This window comes from Exiguobacterium sp. s122 (assembly GCF_018618475.1).
GTDB lineage: Bacteria > Bacillota > Bacilli > Exiguobacteriales > Exiguobacteriaceae > Exiguobacterium > Exiguobacterium himgiriensis.
The window spans coordinates 179,744-194,897 of sequence record NZ_JACSMD010000001.1; the positions used below are offsets into that span (position 1 = coordinate 179,744).

General features: G+C 49.6%; 16 protein-coding genes. 13 read left to right on the plus strand and 3 right to left on the minus strand.

The window, feature by feature from the left end:
• Positions 1-44: 44 nt before the first annotated feature.
• From KNP92_RS01015 to KNP92_RS01025, 3 genes are all read left to right on the plus strand, one after another.
• Positions 45-548, plus strand: coding sequence for a YwhD family protein (locus tag KNP92_RS01015; RefSeq protein ID WP_214835598.1), 504 nt, complete (start codon positions 45-47; stop codon positions 546-548).
• A 158-nt stretch (positions 549-706) separates the two neighbouring features.
• Positions 707-1,969 (plus strand): dicarboxylate/amino acid:cation symporter, encoded by a 1,263-nt coding sequence (locus KNP92_RS01020; RefSeq protein ID WP_214835600.1) that lies wholly within the window; start codon positions 707-709, stop codon positions 1,967-1,969.
• 59 nt (positions 1,970-2,028) lie between these two features.
• Positions 2,029-2,559 carry a TVP38/TMEM64 family protein gene (locus KNP92_RS01025; RefSeq protein ID WP_214835602.1) on the plus strand — a complete coding sequence of 177 codons (531 nt, stop codon included), beginning with the start codon at positions 2,029-2,031 and terminating at the stop codon, positions 2,557-2,559.
• Here KNP92_RS01025 and cls read toward each other — a convergent pair.
• Entirely contained in the window at positions 2,535-4,064 is a 1,530-nt protein-coding gene (gene cls / locus KNP92_RS01030) for a cardiolipin synthase (protein ID WP_214835605.1), read from the minus strand. The genes KNP92_RS01025 and cls overlap by 25 nt on opposite strands.
• 134 nt (positions 4,065-4,198) lie before the next feature.
• Between cls and KNP92_RS01035 the strand changes: the two genes are divergently transcribed.
• Positions 4,199-4,348 (plus strand): hypothetical protein, encoded by a 150-nt coding sequence (locus KNP92_RS01035; protein WP_214835607.1) that lies wholly within the window; start codon positions 4,199-4,201, stop codon positions 4,346-4,348.
• Between the two features lie 38 nt (positions 4,349-4,386).
• Here the strand turns inward: KNP92_RS01035 and KNP92_RS01040 are convergent, their stop codons facing one another.
• Complete coding sequence (locus KNP92_RS01040) at positions 4,387-5,307, minus strand: EAL domain-containing protein (protein ID WP_214835609.1); 921 nt, start codon at positions 5,305-5,307, stop codon at positions 4,387-4,389.
• Positions 5,308-5,512: 205 nt separating this feature from the next.
• On the opposite strand from KNP92_RS01040, the gene speE reads away from it, so the two are divergent.
• The 4 genes from speE to KNP92_RS01060 all read left to right on the plus strand — a co-directional run bounded on the left by speE (position 5,513) and on the right by KNP92_RS01060 (position 8,754).
• On the plus strand, positions 5,513-6,352 hold the full coding sequence (speE, locus tag KNP92_RS01045; protein WP_214835610.1) for a polyamine aminopropyltransferase: 840 nt from the start codon (positions 5,513-5,515) through the stop codon (positions 6,350-6,352).
• Positions 6,349-7,230 (plus strand): agmatinase, encoded by an 882-nt coding sequence (gene speB / locus KNP92_RS01050; RefSeq protein ID WP_214835614.1) that lies wholly within the window; start codon positions 6,349-6,351, stop codon positions 7,228-7,230. The genes speE and speB overlap by 4 nt, the downstream gene beginning before the upstream one ends.
• Positions 7,231-7,232: 2 nt before the next feature.
• Positions 7,233-7,601, plus strand: a complete 369-nt coding sequence (locus KNP92_RS01055) for a Na-translocating system protein MpsC family protein (RefSeq protein WP_214835616.1) — start codon at positions 7,233-7,235, stop codon at positions 7,599-7,601.
• Positions 7,602-7,803: 202 nt separating this feature from the next.
• Positions 7,804-8,754, plus strand: coding sequence for a sodium-dependent bicarbonate transport family permease (locus KNP92_RS01060; RefSeq protein ID WP_214835619.1), 951 nt, complete (start codon positions 7,804-7,806; stop codon positions 8,752-8,754).
• 34 nt (positions 8,755-8,788) lie between these two features.
• Here the strand turns inward: KNP92_RS01060 and KNP92_RS01065 are convergent, their stop codons facing one another.
• Positions 8,789-9,541, minus strand: a complete 753-nt coding sequence (locus KNP92_RS01065; RefSeq protein WP_214835622.1) for a homing endonuclease associated repeat-containing protein — start codon at positions 9,539-9,541, stop codon at positions 8,789-8,791.
• A gap of 414 nt (positions 9,542-9,955) precedes the next feature.
• On the opposite strand from KNP92_RS01065, the gene KNP92_RS01070 reads away from it, so the two are divergent.
• The 5 genes from KNP92_RS01070 to KNP92_RS01090 are packed head-to-tail and all read left to right on the plus strand — an operon-like array spanning position 9,956 to position 15,138.
• Positions 9,956-11,863, plus strand: a complete 1,908-nt coding sequence (locus KNP92_RS01070) for a polysaccharide biosynthesis protein (RefSeq protein ID WP_214835625.1) — start codon at positions 9,956-9,958, stop codon at positions 11,861-11,863.
• 30 nt (positions 11,864-11,893) lie between these two features.
• Entirely contained in the window at positions 11,894-12,712 is an 819-nt protein-coding gene (locus KNP92_RS01075; protein ID WP_214835628.1) for an NAD-dependent epimerase/dehydratase family protein, read from the plus strand.
• Positions 12,709-13,857: an aminotransferase class I/II-fold pyridoxal phosphate-dependent enzyme gene (locus tag KNP92_RS01080; protein WP_214835631.1), complete on the plus strand. Its 1,149-nt coding sequence runs from the start codon at positions 12,709-12,711 to the stop codon at positions 13,855-13,857. The genes KNP92_RS01075 and KNP92_RS01080 overlap by 4 nt, the downstream gene beginning before the upstream one ends.
• A gap of 12 nt (positions 13,858-13,869) precedes the next feature.
• The gene (locus KNP92_RS01085; RefSeq protein WP_214835634.1) at positions 13,870-14,454 is read left to right on the plus strand and encodes a hypothetical protein; all 585 of its coding nucleotides are present in this window, start codon (positions 13,870-13,872) and stop codon (positions 14,452-14,454) included.
• Positions 14,455-14,484: 30 nt separating this feature from the next.
• Positions 14,485-15,138, plus strand: a complete 654-nt coding sequence (locus tag KNP92_RS01090; RefSeq protein WP_214835637.1) for a hypothetical protein — start codon at positions 14,485-14,487, stop codon at positions 15,136-15,138.
• Positions 15,139-15,154 lie beyond the last annotated feature (16 nt).

Here is a 15,154-nt window from a genome sequence, read left to right on the forward strand (position 1 = left end):
ATTCCTGCTTCTTTGTGTAAAGTAAAGAGGGAGGGACGCAACTTATGAAAGACATCAACTTCAACATCATCGCTGACGATTCGACGGACGGCCATGGCGGTTTTGGCGTCGGCTCGCTCAGTTTAAACAATATGTCGCCGGTCATCATCGACGTCGAGGCGGGTACGGCTGTCATCGATATGGGTGCGATGCATGCCAAATCAGCCATCGAGAAGCGCATCAAGTTTTTAACCGACCGGGAAGCCGTACCGAACGGCAAACCGTTTTGGATTGTCTGGGTGACCGTCGGCCGGAAGCCGGACGGGTTCTACTATGGTGGTGTCGCCGCGTGTGATATGACGGTTGACCTCGAGGCGCGACGCGGCTACAAGCTATTGCCGTATCACGTCAACCAGATGGACAAGTCGCTCAAAGGCCGCATCTTAATCGACATGATGGATGCCCCGTCCCGGGACGTGTTAGCCCGCTTCTTAAAACAGCACCGTCCTGAAATTTGGGAACAGTCGACAGAGCTTCAAGATGAATTGACTCGCTTAGCTGCCGAGTGAAAAGATTGGACCGCGTGCGGTCTCCAATCTTTTTTGTTTGGCATAACGCGAAGTCGGGAATATACGCCTGTTATGACATTGTGATATGGGCGTAATTGTATGAAAATTCAGTATTATGCTATACTATACACACTGTGTGAAAAAGAAAGGGTGACACGATGAGTGAAACGAAGAAAATTCTAATTGGTCTTGTACTGGGGGTCGTCGTCGGACTTGGGCTCGCTAGCCTGTCTGGCAACGTCTATGATGTCGTCAATACGTACATACTCTCTCCGGTCGGGACAGTGTTTTTGAACTTGATTAAAATGTTGGTCGTGCCGATTGTCTTCTTCTCGATCATTCTCGGCGTCATGGGTCTTGGGGACCCGAAAGAGCTCGGGCGTGTCGGATCGAAAGCACTCCTCTTCTTCTTGACGACGACGGCGCTCGCGATCATGCTCGCAATGGGCGTCGCATCAATCATCCAACCGGGTGAGCGTGGCGAATTCGCGACGGCGAACTTGGAATTTGAGACGGCGGCGACAGAGGAGTCGTCGAATATCGTCCAGACGTTCGTCAACATGATTCCGACGAACCCGATTCAATCGCTCGCCGAAGGCAACATGCTTCAAATTATCGTCTTCGCAGCCTTGATTGGTTTCGCGATGATCGCTCTCGGGGACCGTGCTAAATCGTGGCGCCGGTTCGTCAAGCAAGGCGATCGCATCATGATGCATCTCATTCATTTAGTTATGAAGCTCGCGCCGTACGGGGCCTTCGCTTTGATTGCTTCGGCAATCGGGGGAATCGGCTTTGATGCCGTTCGCGCGATGGCGTGGTATATGTTCGCCGTCGTCTTAACGCTCTTCTTGCATGCGACAATCGTCTATGGTGGTGCGCTCCTCTTCCTCGGGAAGATGAGTCCGGTGTTCTTCTTCAAGAACTTCTATGAAGCGATCACACTCGCCTTCTCGACGTCGTCGTCGAACGCGACACTCCCGGTATCGATGGAGCTCGCTCAGACGAAACTTGGCGTGCCGCGTTCCATCTCGTCATTCGTGCAACCGCTCGGTGCGACAGTGAACATGGACGGGACGGCCATCATGCAAGGGGTCGCGACAATCTTCATCGCACAAGTATTCGCGGCTGATTTGACGCTGGCTCAATTGTTGACCGTCGTCATCACGGCAGTTCTCGCCTCAATTGGGACGGCTGGGGTTCCGGGTGTCGGGCTCATCATGCTCGCGCTCGTCTTGCAATCGGTCAACTTGCCAGTTGAAGGGATTGCCCTCATCATCGGGGTCGACCGGATTCTCGATATGCTCCGTACATCGGTCAACATCACAGGTGACGCGACATGTGCGGTCGTCGTATCGAAACTTGAAGAAAAACACCTCCCGCCTGTCGACGAAGACGCGTGGGACGAAGTCGAAGCGAAGTAACAGGAAAGGCTGCCCCGCGAGGACGGGACAGCCTTTTCGTTTGAAAGGAAGTGTGTGCGATGGAATGGGCGCTTCTCCCACTCCCGCTGTTTGTCATCATCAGCATTGCGTTAAATATATTGATTGCAGTCGCCGGCGTTTTGCCGAGCGCGTTTTTGACGGCGTTGAACGTCCAGTTACTCGGATTCGGTCCGGGCGTTGTCGTCTCAATCATCGGCGAGGCCGTCGGTGCCGTCGCCAGTTTCATCCTGTACAGAAAAGCACTCCAAACGTATACATCACCGACAGGCACACGGTTCAAACGGTTAAGGGAAGCGGATGGAAGCGAGGCATGGTTCCTCGTGCTCAGCATGCGACTCATGCCGTTCGTGCCGTCAGGACTCGTCACGTTATCGGCTGCGTTTAGTCGAATGACGCTACCATCGTTTGTCGTCGCGAGTACACTCGGCAAAGTGCCGGCCCTCTTCATTGAAGCGCTCGCCGTGACGGCGATCTTATACGTCGCGACCGGGTGGCAACTCGCCTTGATTGCCGTCATCGCCATCATCTACTTCGTCTGGCGGCGTTACAGTAACGGTGAGAAGATGTGACAGAACGCTTCGACGAACCGTTTCCCGTTCGTCTTCTTCCTGAGAATCGACCAGTCGATGAGGATTGATTCTTTAAAGTCTTGGATGAATGCGTCATGTAATTCTTGGACGGATGACGTCTCGAACTGGGCAATCGTCATCTCGTGATTCAAATACATGCTCCGAAAATCTAAGTTAGCCGTCCCGACGAGTGCGATTTTGCCATCGATGAGGACGGTTTTTGCATGGATGAAATGACGATTGTATTTATAAATGCGGACGTTTCGTTTCAGCAATTGTTCGAAGTAATATTCGGTCGCGTGAAAACTGAACCACTCATCGCCTTTCCCCGGGACGACGATTCGGACATCGATGCCGCTCTTACTTGTCACTTCAAGCAGAGCGAGTAGTTCAGGCGGTGGAATCAAATACGGGGTCGTGATCCATATCGATTCCTTCGCCTGCATCATGAATTGCATGAGACCGTCGCGAATCGTGACGTCTTTTCCGGGCGAGGTGACGAGTAGTTGCGTCGCGCCGTTCGTCTCTTTCGGTTCATCGATGAAATACTGGGGCAGGTGTTCGTCATTGGCGAACAAATCCCACGTTTCTTGGTCTTCTTCGACACCTGCATAGAGCCAGTTCTCGACGAAGAGCCGTTGTAGTTCTCGAACGAGCGGACCTTCCACACGAAGATGCGTGTCACGCCAAAATCCAAGCTTTTCTTCCTTCCCGAGATATTCATCACCGACGTTTAGCCCGCCTGTGTACGCAATTTTTCCGTCAATCACAATCAGCTTTTGATGGTTGCGGAAGTTCGCGTTAAAGACGAGTAGCGGATGCACGACTGGGTCGAACGCTTGAACAAACACGCGGGACTCGCGTAGCGGTTCGACGAATTCCTCGTTAATCTCTTGACTCCCTAGCCCGTCATATAGGAAGCGAACCGTCACATTCTCGTTGGCCCGCTTAATCAAAGCGTCACGAATCTTCATTGAAATCTCATCGGTTCGGAAGAGGTAATACTGGATGTGAATATGGTGCGTCGCTTGTTCGATGTCGCGGATCACGGCTTCGTACTTCGCATCGCCGTTGACGAGCAACTTCGTCGATGTCTGCCCGTCGGCACCGGTCGCCCCGAGCTTCTCGAGTGTACGCGTCAGTGGAAAACGGTCAGAGATGGCGTTTGTCGTCTCAATTCGCTCGTTCTCGATCGCTTGGCGGAACATGCGAATTTCAGATGACGTCCGTTTAACGCGGCGGTGCCGACGTGGCGTTCGCCCAAACATGACCCAGGCGAGGGCGCCGAGGAACGGGATGAACAAGACGGCGAGTAGCCAGGACAGCTTCGCTTGCGGTTGGACTTGGTCAAATAAGATTTGCCAGCCGACGATGAGCGGGGCGGCGATGGCGAGGATGAACAAGAAAGGAATCAATCCATCAATCGAGTACAGCAAGGCAAGAAGGAGAATACCGAACAAGATCATGGTGATGAATTGCAGGACACGTCGTTTCAACAGGTACACCTTCTTTCGATTCGGTTGTTATCACTGAATTCATTCCACCGTTTACACATTGTTAATCTAAAATCACGTTTTGTGATGTAGACGACGGGAATGAACCATACTGTACGACTAAAACGCTAAAGGGGTGTTTGATGATGAAACGTAAAGGAACATTAGCCGCTTCATTACTCGCGACAGGGATTATCCTCGGAGCTTGTGGGGGAGCCGAGGAACCGATGGACAATAACGATACGGAAATGCAGAACGACATGGAAAATGATGATATGGAAGAAAACGACGACTAAAAAAATGGCCTCGAGCAACTTGCTCGGGGCCGTTCCTCTTATAAGGCGTATGGGGCTGGTTTTCCGAAATAATACCCTTGTGCCAAATCGAACCCGAGCTCTCGACAGACGTCGACTTCTTCGGCACGTTCGATTCCTTCGGCGAGTAGCGTGATTCCCATCGTCCGTGTCATGTGACGGACATTTTTCAAAAATGCTCGCTTTTCAGCATCTTGGTCGCAAAACGAGATGTATGACCGATCGATTTTGACGTAATCCGGCTCGAGCCGCTTCAACATATCGAGTGTCGAAAAACCGGCACCAACATCGTCAAGGGCGACTTTCATCCCGCGTTTCTTATATGTAGAGAACACGTGTTGAAGGTGGGCCACATCTGTTACTTTTTCCGTCTCGACGACTTCGAAAATAAACCGATCGGGACTGAGTTCGTAGCGGTCGATCACTTCGAACGTGTGCTGCAGACAGTAGTCTGGGTTATAGATTGTCGACGGCAAGAAGTTGATGAACGTCTTCTCATGAGGCAAGACGGCGTGATACGTCGCTTTGATGGCCTCAGCGCGCGCCCGTTGATCGAGCTTTGAGTGTAGTCCGAATCGGTTAGCAGCCTGAAACAGTTGTCCTGGAGAAATATCGTTTCGACTGCGAAGAAGCGCCTCGTAGCCAAAACGTTCTCCGGTGTCGAGGTGTACGATTGGTTGCAAGTGACTCTCGAATTCACCGTATTGAATGAGCTCGATCGTATCACGGTTGGCGATTTGATCTAATAAACTTCCGGCGGTGACGAGCGCCGTTTGACGATTCGTCACGGGATCGATGCAATAAACATCGGTTTGGACGTCCGCGAGCTGACTCGTCAACTCATCGAGTGAGCCATACGGACGCGGCTGTTCATTGACAACAACGAGTCCGCGTTCAAAAAATGGGATGGTCGTGGCGCATGCCACGCAAGGTGACCACATAACGATTCCTCCTTTCGGTTGTAAAAAACTCCTATATATAATGTATCGGTCATAACTCACGGAAAACTCACACATCGCGAGTCATTTATAAAAAAATCGTGCAAAATGGGTACAGGTTTTGTATACTTCCTATCGTATGAATAAGAAGCGCCTCAAAACGCCACTCGCATACGAACAACTTTTTAATCAGAAAGGGGTTCTATCGATGGACCAAAAATTAAAATTATGGTTTACGGAGCACCAAACAGAAGATTACGGAATCACGTTCCGTGTAAACCACGTTTATGAGAGCGAACAAACGGAGTTTCAACGACTAGAGATGGTCGAAACGGACGAGTTCGGAACAATGTTGTTGCTTGACGGTATGGTCATGACGACGGATAAGGACGAATTCGTCTATCACGAAATGGTGGCGCACGTCCCACTTTTCACACACCCGAATCCGAAGCATGTGCTTGTGGTCGGTGGCGGAGACGGCGGCGTCATCCGCGAGATTATGAAACACCCAACAGTCGAAAAAGCAGTTCTCGTCGACATCGATGGGAAAGTCATTGAATATTCGAAGAAGTACTTGCCAAACATCGCCGGTGAGCTCGACAACCCACGTGTCGAAGTCATCGTCGGCGACGGTTTCATGCATATCGCTGAGTCAGAGAACAAGTACGATGTCATCATGGTCGACTCGACAGAGCCGGTCGGTCCAGCGGCAAACTTGTTCACGAAAGGATTCTATGCCGGAATCTCGAAAGCGCTCAAGGAAGATGGCATTTTCGTCGCGCAGACGGACAACCCATGGTTCACACCAGAGCTTATCCAAACGGTCCAACGCGACGTGAAAGAGATTTTCCCAATCACGAAGCTGTACACGGCGAACGTACCGACGTACCCGAGCGGTATGTGGACATTCACAATCGGTTCGAAGCAATACGACCCGGAAGCCGTATCGGCGGATCGTTTCCACGACATTGAGACGAAATACTATACGCCGAAGCTTCACAACGCGGCGTTCGTCTTGCCAAAATTCGTGGAGGACTTGACGAAATGATTAAACGTTTTGACGAAGCCTATTCAGGCAAAGTGTTCATCGCGAGCCTTCCGGAAGTAGCGGACGCGAAGACGGTGTTGTATGGGATGCCGATGGACTGGACGGTCAGTTTCCGCCCAGGCTCACGTTTCGGACCGAACCGTATTCGTGAAGTGTCAATCGGTCTTGAAGAATATAGCCCGTATCTCGATGGCGATTTAACAGAAGCGGCGGTCTATGACGCCGGCGACATCCCGCTCCCATTCGGAAACGCACAGAAGTCGCTCGACATGATTGAGTCGTTCGTCAAAGACGTCATCGACGCAGGTAAGTTCCCGCTCGGCATGGGCGGCGAGCATCTCGTCACGTGGCCGGTCATCAAGGCGATGCATGACAAATATGGCGACGATTTCGTCATCTTGCACTTCGATGCGCACACGGACCTTCGTGACGAATACGAAGGCGAGCCACTCTCGCACTCGACACCGCTCAAAAAAGCAGCCAACCTGATTGGCCCATCGAACTGTTACTCGTTCGGCATTCGTTCTGGGATGAAAGAAGAGTTTGAGTGGGTGAAAGAAGTCGGCTACAACATGTACAAGTATGAAGTCATCGAGCCGCTCAAACGCGTCTTGCCGACGCTCGCCGGGAAGAAAGTGTACGTCACCATCGACATCGACGTCCTCGACCCATCAGCAGCACCAGGCACAGGTACCCAAGAGATTGGTGGCATCACGACGAAAGAGTTGCTCGAAGCCGTGCACGCGATTGCGAACGCCGACCTCGACATCATTGGCGCTGACCTCGTCGAAGTGTCACCGGCATACGACCAGTCGGACATGACGGCGATTGCCGCCGCGAAGATCCTTCGCGAGATGATGATTGGATTTGTGAAGTAATCATGCCGAAAAAAGGTCAGCTGGAGATGGAACTGAGCGCCCGCATCACCCAATGGGAGAAAGAGTATCTCGGACGCGGTTCGTTGACGTGTAAGGCAGACCTGCTCCGCGACTTGGCCATCGTGACGCTCCAAGGCGTCTTGACCCCGGCTGAGTATGACCTCGCTACGAAATCGGCGGGACGCGAGCAATTGAAGAAGTACCGCAACAATCTCGTCGAGTCGGGTCGTCCGCAACTCGAGACGATTGTAGCAGACGTTCTCGGACGACGCATCACCTCACTTCATACGGATATCAGCACGAAGACGGGGGAACGCCTCATCGTCTTTCGGCTCGATGCCGCGTGGGACAGTGGGATTGACAACGCGTGACGACGTTTATACACTAGAAAGCAGATACGTGTCAGGATTGGTGAAGCGAGCTTCGGAGCGCTTTATCGTCGTCTTGACCCGGAGCTGAACAAATAAAAAACCGACAGTTGTCGGCTAGACGGAGCGAACACGTTCGAGCCGTCGGCACGCAGCGCACACCGTTTTTTTCGGTGTGCGCTTTTTGTCGCCTAGGAGGAGAAACATGGAACTATTGACGTTTTTATTGACGAGCGCACCGGTATTAATGTTTGTGACCGGCGTTGTGGCCGCGCTCGGGAAGTCGAACTTAAAAATCCCAGAGTCGCTCGGCATCACGCTCAACTTGTATTTATTGCTCGCAATCGGCCTAAAAGGCGGAATGGGGCTTGCCTCGGTCTCATTTGACGATTTGGCGCTCCCGCTCGCGGTGACGCTCGTACTCGGGATGGTGTTACCGCTCGTCGCGTTCGGACTCGGTGGCCTGTTCAAATTTAGTTTTCATGAACGTATCGCGATGGCGGCGACGTTTGGCTCGGTCTCGCTCGTGACGTATGTCGCCGCAGCGTCTCAACTCGAACGGCTCGGCATTGGCTTTGAACCGTTCATGACGACGCTCGTCGTCGTCTTAGAAATTCCAGGTCTCGTCGTCGCGCTCTTGTTGTACAATCAGACACGCGTCTTTGGGATTACGGCGCCACCAAGCCAATCGTTCACGGTCATTCGAGACAGTATGCTATCAAAAAGCATCCTACTTCTCATCGCCGGGCTCATCGTCGGACTCGTGACGCCAGACACGTCGGCGCTCACACCGTTCTTTATCGATTTATTCCCGGGGGTGCTTCTCTTATTCTTGCTCAGCCTTGGCGTCAAAGTCGGGCAACAGTTGAAGACTGTCCCGTCTTATGGGATCAAGTTTTTAGTCATCGGGATGACGTTCCCACTGATTGGCGCGGCGATTGGTTATGCCGGTGCTATGTTTGCCGGGTTGTCAGACGGTGGAACGATTCTTCTTATGACGCTCGCAGCGAGCGGGTCGTACATCGCCGCCCCGGCGATGCTTCAGGCGTCCGTACCTGAAGCGGAACTGTCCTTTTATTTGACGCTCGCCCTCGCCGTCACGTTCCCGTTCAACTTGCTCGTCGGAATTCCGCTCTTCATCACAATTGTCACATAAATAAACGCCGTCTCGGCTTCGAGACGGCGTTTATTTATTGTGTCACGGCTTGTTCTTGCATGCATTTCAATGCAGCAGTCCAACTACCGAATAAGGCATTGATTGTCGACGTGCTCGGCACGTTTCGCCCCTCTGCCCATTTCCGGTAATGGAGAATGCTGAAATGATTCAATTCATTTTTAGCAAGTCGAAGCGCCTCGATGACGTCTTCTTCGTCCCATTTCCGTTTTGGTGGAGCGATGTCCAGTACAAACAAGGCATAGCTCCAAGAACCATACTTCCGGGCAATTGTCGCCACGGTCGGATAACCTTTTTCTTGTGCCCAGACGGCATAATGTTGCGACGTGAGCCGTTCAAGCTCGGTTGACGCCTCGATGAGGGCCTGAATAATTCGCTCTTCATTGTTTTTAGAGGCTGTCGTTTGTAATTTCGCTTCACGTAATGCGTTGGACCAAGAGCCGAAACGACTACTGATGAGTGTAAGCGAAGGAGAACGTGTCACTTTGGACCATTGGCGATATGTTTGGCTCGTAAATAATGGTAGCTCTTCAGCGGCTTGATTGAGTGCGCGCAGGATGTCTTCATCCGAATAATAATGGAATGACATTTGAATTTGAGCTGCAACAAGTGCCTCGCGCCAAGATCCAAATTGATGAATGACAGTCGACAGAGAAGGTACGTTTTTATGTTGTGACCAAAGACTGTAGCGTTTTGAATCAAGTTCTGGATAGTCCTGGGCAGCTAACTGCAAAGATTGCACGATTTGTGGGCGTGTCCATTTTTTCATCTTGGTGTCTCTCCTTTTGTGAAGACGTCATGAGCGTCTCAGAAGAATTCGTGGTGTGAATGAACGTGTGTGAGTGGTTTTACCAAATAAGTTCAAGTAATAGACACTACTTAGGTTCACGTGCCTCCTTTCATCCGTTAAATCCCTTTACAGAAGTAAATGTAAGCAATAACCAATTAGTGATTATGTACATAGTGTTTCCCTTTTGCCAAACAAATATTCATCATGTGAAGGAAATGACGAGAATTATTTTGTTAACTCCTTTATCCCGGCTATTTCGTTGATTAGAAAAAGCTCGTGTTCTCCTTAAGTTTGTTAGATTGAGTCGGGTAGTTTACTACCATCACCATGCATTATGCTCCGACCTCAACACACCACGACACGACAACTTAGACTTTGGAGGTGCACATCATAATGGCTACATTGGTCAGCGTATATCAGAAAAACCAGAAAAACTTACGTTTTCTTTTGCTTGACGTGTTCATTGTCACATTCGTTCTTTACGCGACGATGCGCTTTTTAATTCCTAATCCAACAATTGACACGAATGGATTATGGGCAAGCATTGCCGTCAAAGTTGGAAGCTTTGGCGCGCTCGGTTTTATTCTGAAAATCCATAAAATTGATTGGCGTTATGCCTCGGTTCGTGAAGTGGAGCGGTTGATGATCGCTTTACTCGGGAGTGACATCGTGCTATACGCCTACAGTTACTTTCAATTCGGAAATGGGGTAGGACTCGGGATTACGATTCAAGGTCTGCTCGCTCTTAACGTCATCGTAGCAACGCGAATCATGGCGCGAACTCATGTGTTACATCCATTCAAATCATCGAATGACCATCCAGGCCGAAAAGCAGTGATTATCGGCGCCGGGCATTCTGGACAAATGATTGTCCGTGAGTTGAAAGAGTATCGGACGAATGTCTTAAACGTTGTCGGATTGCTCGATGACGACTCCAAAATACAATCCCTTTATGTTCATGGCGTTCCAATCATTGGGACGACCGATGAGTTAGAACGAGTAGTGAACGAACAGTGCATTGAAGTAGTCATTTTAGCAATTCCTAGTTTGTCCTATACACGTCGGCTTGCTCTATTAAAACGAATTGAAAAGACAGGTGCTGAATCCCATGCGTTGCCGATTCTTTCAGAGCTTGCGACCGGAAACGTATCGATTAGCGAAATTCGTGAAGTGAAAATTGAAGAGCTGTTAGGTCGAGAGCCGGTCCAACTCGATATCTCAGGTATTTCTCGACATGTTGAAGGCGCGAAAGTGTTAATCACGGGGGCAGGAGGATCGATTGGCTCTGAGATTTGTCGCCAATTGATTAAATTCGAACCCGCCGAAATGATTTTACTTGGACACGGGGAGAACAGCATCTATTTGATTGAACGGGAGCTGAAGGGACTCTGTACGCATACGGTGATTCACGCTGTGATTGGTGATGTGCAGGATGAACGTCGGATGGAAGAAATTTTTGCGACCTATCAGCCTGAGATGGTATATCATGCGGCTGCTCATAAACATGTTCCTTTAATGGAAGACAATCCACTCGAGGCGGTAAAAAACAACATTCACGGCACAAAAAATATGGTGGATGTCGCTGCAAGACATCAGGTTAATCGATTTGTCATGATTTCCACAGATAAAGCTGTCAATCCAACAAACGTGATGGGGGCGACAAAACGGATCGCCGAAATGATCGTTCAAGAAAAAGCTAGATCGACGGATACGATTTTCTCGGTCGTCCGATTCGGAAACGTTCTAGGAAGTCGAGGATCCGTTGTCCCTCTCTTTAAAGAGCAAATTAAACGAGGGGGACCGGTCACGGTCACAGACGCGGAGATGACCCGATACTTCATGACTATCCCTGAAGCAAGTCGATTGGTCATTCAAGCGAGCGTCTTAGCAAGAGGGGGAGAAGTATTCGTCCTCGACATGGGTGAACCGGTCAAAATCATCGATTTAGCGAAGAAAATGATTGAGTTAAGTGGTTTTAGTCTCGACCATATCGACATTGAAGTTACGGGTATTCGGCCAGGTGAAAAGCTTTATGAAGAATTGCTTGCCACGAATGAACTCGGACCCGACGCCAACGTCTTTGACAAAATTTTTGTCGGACGGACACGACCGTTCACGTCAGTCACCCCGATTCTTATCCTTCTCGAGAAGCTTCAGTACCAACGCGAGGCATTGATTTACACGCTGCTTTATATCGCCAACAGTGAAGACATCGATCGGGATGTGGAGCGCTTGTATCAAGGTGAGTTTAAGTGGGCAGCTTCGCCATCGAAAAAAATGCGACTTGTGGATGGGAACTGAGCCGGAATGGAATCGACAGGAGGAGTTTTTGTGAAAGAGCGAGTCGTCATAGTTGGTGTGTCTGGTTTCGAGGGATTTCATCTGGCACGTCATTTTTTGAAGGAAGGTCATGAAGTGATCGGGCTTGATGAACAAGGAGCTGGTCACACATCGCTAGCGAAACATCGTCTTTATGTTTTGTCCCATCCGAAGTTTCGTCTCGTGCAAACAAAAAGGTTAAATGGCCAATTGCTAAAACGAGTCGCAAGTACGTACGCCTTTCAATGCGTGATTTTATGTCCGTCCGATGATCACGGAAGTGAATTTCGCTACCATCTAGTTCAAAAGTGGCTCCGTACTGACACAACCCTTCGAGACGTTACGTTTATCACACTAAACGTTCATGGAGACGATGATTCACAAGTCGTTCAAGTGAAAACGAACGAATTGTCAGGTCCTTGGGAAGATGAAACGGGGCTATTCACTCGCTTAATCAAAGTGATCGTGTTAGGGCGACCGCCTGTCGGAATGTATGCAAATACCCATATTCAATTTTTATACGTAGATGACGTCGTAAAGACAATGTATGAAATCATGCAAATGGCACAGTTTGAAAATGTCTATGGGCGCTATGACATTGAGCCAACTGAAATGCTCACTTCTCAAACTGCCATCTTAGACGTTGCGCGCTTATTAAAGCGACCACCACTTGTCTTACCCGATGGGGAAATGAAGACCTCGCTGGTTATGCCGTCCATTGAAACGGCAATCGCGCCCCCCGCGTCTACCACCTCATTTTATGAAGGACTTGAAGTCTATTTGGACTGGTACACAACGTATCAAAAAGTGTTGGAGGAGGGGATTCGATGAAAATTTTATTATCCCGACCGCATATGTCTGGTCATGAGATGAAATATGTAGAAGAAGCGTTTGCTTCAAACTGGGTGGCACCTCTCGGTCCTAACGTCGACGCATTTGAAAAAGAAGTAGGGACGTATGTTGATCATGACTTCCAATTAGCGACGAGTTCCGGTACGGCAGCGCTCCATCTCGCTCTTTTACTATTAGGAATCGAGCGGGATGACACGGTGTTTTGTCAATCACTCACGTTTGTGGCCTCTGTCAATCCGATTCGTTATGTAGGGGCCGTCCCTGTCTTTATTGACTCGGAAGAAGAGACATGGAACATGTCACCTAGCGCGCTTCGAAAAGCGATGGTTCAAGCTGCAACAAAGGGAAAACTGCCGAAGGCTGTCATCGTCGTTCATCTATATGGTGTCGTCGCAAAAATAGGTGAGATTCGACAAATTTGTCAAGAGTACGGGGTTCCGCTCGTTGAAGATGCAGCGGAGTCGCTTGGCGCCACGTGGAAAGGACAAATGACCGGCACGATTGGAGATTTAGGATTTTATTCATTTAATGGCAATAAAATCATCACTACTTCGGGAGGGGGGATGTTACTTGTTCGCTCTTCAAAAGAGCGACAACACGGATTGAAGTTAGCGACTCAGGCGAGAGAAAACGCGCTCCATTACGAGCACGAGGAGGTTGGTTACAACTATCGTTTGAGTAACGTGTCAGCTGGAATTGGTAGAGGACAACTTGAAGTGATTGAAAGTCGTGTCCAAGCGAGGAGGCGAGTATTTGCTCGGTACGAGCGATTATTACGTCCCTTAGGAGTCACTTATCAACAAGAAATTCCTTATTCTCGAGCGAATCGATGGTTGACGGCTCTACAATTAAATCGTTCTGAATTTGTAACGTCACGCGAAGATCTCATTACTCGTCTTGCCATGAACGGAATCGAATCACGTCCCGTTTGGAAGCCAATGCACTTACAACCCGTGTATCGTGATGCGGAATATGTAATGGTAGACGGCGATGACGTGAGTCGGCGTTTGTTCGAGAACGGGATTTGCTTACCGTCTGGTTCTGACTTAACCATTGGTGAGCAACATCAAGTCATCCGGGCAGTGTTAAACGCGCAAGGTATTGTGACAGAAATAACTGTTTGAGGAGGACCTGTCATGAATCAGGAAGCAGAGATTATACAAGCGCTTCAAGCAGCTTCATCTCTGACTCCGACCCTCACAGTCAAACAATATCAACTATGGAGTCAAGACAAAATCGTTCCCTCGGTGCTCGAGATTCTAGATGTTTATGAATCTTGGCCAGAAGCGCTTGTCGCAGCTGGGATTCTAGGAAGCCGAAGAAATTATACACAACATGAGTTGCTCGTCTCCTTGCGAAACGCCTCGCAAGAAGATGGACGACTCACGAGCACGAGTTATCGACAATGGGCGACGTACAATAAAGCCCCTTCGTTAGGCGATATTATTTCATATTTCGGGTCATGGAGTCTCGCCGTCAAAATAGCGGAACGAGCAGTCGATCCACATTCTACAATCCATGCTGAACGGGAAAAAGCAGAGATTGTTCAGGCCTTATTAGAGGCGGCCAGGATATTGCATCCTTTTAATGCAGAGACGTATCAAAAATGGGCGAAACAACAAAAACGTCCGAGTGTTGCTAAAATCTCGAGACGATACGGGTCATGGGGAAATGCGTTGAGTGATCTTGAATTAGATGAGGAATCCTTTCAAGTTCAATAAATGAAACTATCCTACAAAGAAGGTGTAGCCATGAATCGTCCGATTGTCCTTTGTGTCGGGGAGCATTGGAGTTCAGCTTATGTCTATCACGCGATTCGTAATCTTGGCGTGACACACGTCATTATGGAAAAAGGACCGTCACCATTTGAGGCCGAATCGTCTCATGACCTTTTATTAGATGTCTTGATGAAACGAATTTCGCCCGTCATGAAATGGATGAGTCGCCGCCGGATTGCAGAATTAAAGGAGCGATATCCGTTAAAAGATGAACCGATCCCGATGCATCACATCTTGAAAGTCACTTCGCTAAACGATGCAAGGACGAAGATGTGGCTCGATCGCCTCATGCCGGAGCTTCTCATTTTTCATGAAACGGGGCCCATCGACCCGGACGTGCTCAATCGGATGGACTGTCCAGTCTTGACGATCCGACCATCGATGGCAGCTGGACAACTCGAAGCATATTGGGCACTTCGGGCCAATCCGGACATCTGTGAAGTCCGAATCGAGCAATGGACGGAGCAGGGATGGGATATCCGGGATCGATCGCTTCTTTATTTAGGGGGTACTGATAATTTTGTGACTTATCCGTATCTTCAACTCTCAGTCGCCCTGCCGCTCTTACGTTGTCAGATTGAGCAGATGCTGCAACCGGCCAAGCAGGAACGAAGAAGAATCGAATAAAAACGGCCAAAGCGAT